The sequence below is a fragment of the Microcoleus sp. D2_18a_B4 genome (assembly GCF_036702475.1).
Classification (GTDB): domain Bacteria; phylum Cyanobacteriota; class Cyanobacteriia; order Cyanobacteriales; family Microcoleaceae; genus Microcoleus.
In genome coordinates this window covers 55,111-57,371 of record NZ_JAUBTL010000053.1, presented here as the reverse complement: position 1 = coordinate 57,371, position 2,261 = coordinate 55,111, and the positions used below count along the sequence as shown (strand labels likewise).

2 protein-coding genes are annotated in these 2,261 nt (G+C 46.7%); both read right to left on the bottom strand.

Annotated features, from left to right (window positions below; all coding sequences use genetic code 11):
* Positions 1–372: 372 nt before the first annotated feature.
* The gene (locus tag QUB04_RS25065) at positions 373–1,569 is read right to left on the bottom strand and encodes a GNAT family N-acetyltransferase (protein ID WP_333142982.1); all 1,197 of its coding nucleotides are present in this window, start codon (positions 1,567–1,569) and stop codon (positions 373–375) included.
* Positions 1,570–1,847: 278 nt separating this feature from the next.
* Positions 1,848–2,261 (bottom strand): dihydrofolate reductase family protein (locus QUB04_RS25060; protein ID WP_333288541.1); only part of this gene is annotated, 414 nt, incomplete at its 5' end.

Here is a 2,261-nt window from a genome sequence, read left to right as displayed (position 1 = left end):
ACTGTTGACTGTTGACTGTTGACTGTTGACTGTTGACTGTTGACTGTTGACTGTTGACTGTTGACTGTTGACTGTTACCATTCGTGTCAACTTAAGAATAAAATCCATAATAAATATCGTTTATAGTTGAGTTTCGATCCCCCCTAACCCCCCTTAATAAGGGGAGTAGGGGGTGGGACAAGAGTATTCTTACGTCCCCTCTAACTCCCATTAATAAAGGGGGAAGAGCATTCAAATTTCCCCTTCTTAAGGGGGATTTAGGGGGATCGAAACTTCGATACAAACGAGATAGACACAGGGTTTTAGTATTAGGTTGACACCGATGGGCTGTTACTAATTCCCAATTTCCAATTCCAAATTCCCAGTCAACCGTCACTCGCCGAGTAACAACGGAGGTAACTTAGTAAAAGGTAAATCCTCGTTGATTGCATCAATTTCTTCTTGTTCTCTTTCGTTGATTTGACCGATATAAGACTTGAGAATTTGGGCAAGACGGTTGTTATAAAATCGGTGCAAACTATAATTTGGCGTAGCTGGAAAGCCGCGCCGTTTTTTGTGCCGCCCGCCGGCACCGGGATCGAAGCTTTGGATGCCCCGATCGATCGCCCATTCGATCGGCGTATAGTAACAAGCATCGAAGTGCAAGCAGTCGATTTCCTGCAAACTGCCCCAATAACGCCCGTACAGTCGATCGCCCTTATACAAACAAAAAGACATACCCATCGGCTGTCTGTCATCTTCCTTGTCGTAGGCGGCTACAAATAAAACTCGATCGCGATAATTGTGGTGCAACTGTTCAAAAAATCGCTTAGTCAGATACTTGCTTCCCCACCAACCAAATTTGTCGCAAGTATTCTCATAAAAAGCATACATTTGACCAAACATGGCTTGGGGAATTTCATCGCCAGTCAGCGTTTTTACCAACAAACCAGCTTGGTCAACTGCTTTGCGTTCGCGCTTGATATTGCGGCGCTGGTTAGCATTAAATGCGCCTAAATAATTGTCAAAATTTTGATAGCCTTGATTTTGCCAAATATAGCTGTGGTGCAGCCAACTGCTGAAACCGTGGCGTTCCATTCTTTCGCGCCATTCGGGATCGACATAAAGGAAATTGCAGCCGGAGATATTATGGCGATCGCAAAAATGGTCGATCGCGCTTACCATTACTCCCGTTAATTCGTCTTCATCTTCCCCCTCGGCAATCAAAAACCGATAGCCTTCAGCCGGAGTAAACGGCGTCATTCCCATCAATTTGGGATAATATTGAACACCCAAACGTTGAGCTAAATCCGCCCACTGATTATCGAATACAAATTCGCCGTAACTGTGGCTTTTGACATAAAGTGGCGCGCAAGCAATCAACTGTTTGTCTCGCCACACAGTCAAGTGATGCGGTAGCCAACCGGTTTTACCTGTCGCACTGCCCGAGACTTCGAGATTGTTAAGCCAATCCCATTCCAGAAATGGAGTTTTTAGTGGCATCGCCAAGGCATCCCACGACGCTTGCGGGATTTCGCCTATTTTGCTAATCCAGGCTACAGAATATTGAGGCTTTGGCTGTTTCAGCATAGGGAGACTTGTGCGTAGAGCGATCGAACTTTATTTAACTTAATATAATTATTCGATCGCTGGGAAAGCTCAATGGCAACTGGTGTCAACTGAATGTTGAAACCTGACAAATCTCGCTTTTGTCCGAGACCCGATCCCCCTAAATCCCCCTTAAGAAGGGGGACTTTGAGTGCTTCCGGTTCCCCCCTTCGTAGGGGCGGTGCCCCCGTGCCCGCCCTTGGCTAGGGGGGATCGGAGGGCTTAATCGTCAAACCCTAGTCTCGGAGTACGTTTGAGCTTTAGTTAGTTCGATCGACCCGATAATGCAAAAATACCTCTTGTCCCACCTGTTTAACCGCCAAAAGCTCCAATTTCGGAGCTAAATCTGCCAAAAAACCCTCTCCCTCCACAGGTGTCGGTGCATCCGCCCCACCCAAAATTAACGGGCACACCGTCAGCCAAAGTTCGTCTACCAAGCCTGCAGCCAGCACAGACGCTACCAGTTTTCCCCCGCCCAGAATCGCCAAGCGTTTGATACCGAAGCTTGCTAGCTGTTGAAACGCATCAATCCAATCAATCTCTCCACCTGCGGTTTTCGCATAGATAATTCGATCGAATTGAGATGTTGCACCATTCTCAATAAGCTTTTTATGAACAGGCAAGATGCCTGTTCCACAAGAAAGTTCATCTCTTGTGGAACGGTCATCTCTTGT

Coding starts and splice junctions, on each gene's coding strand:
- QUB04_RS25065 (WP_333142982.1), bottom strand. CDS start 1,569: ATGCTGAAACAGCCAAAGCCTCAATATTCTGTAGCCTGGATTAGCAAA.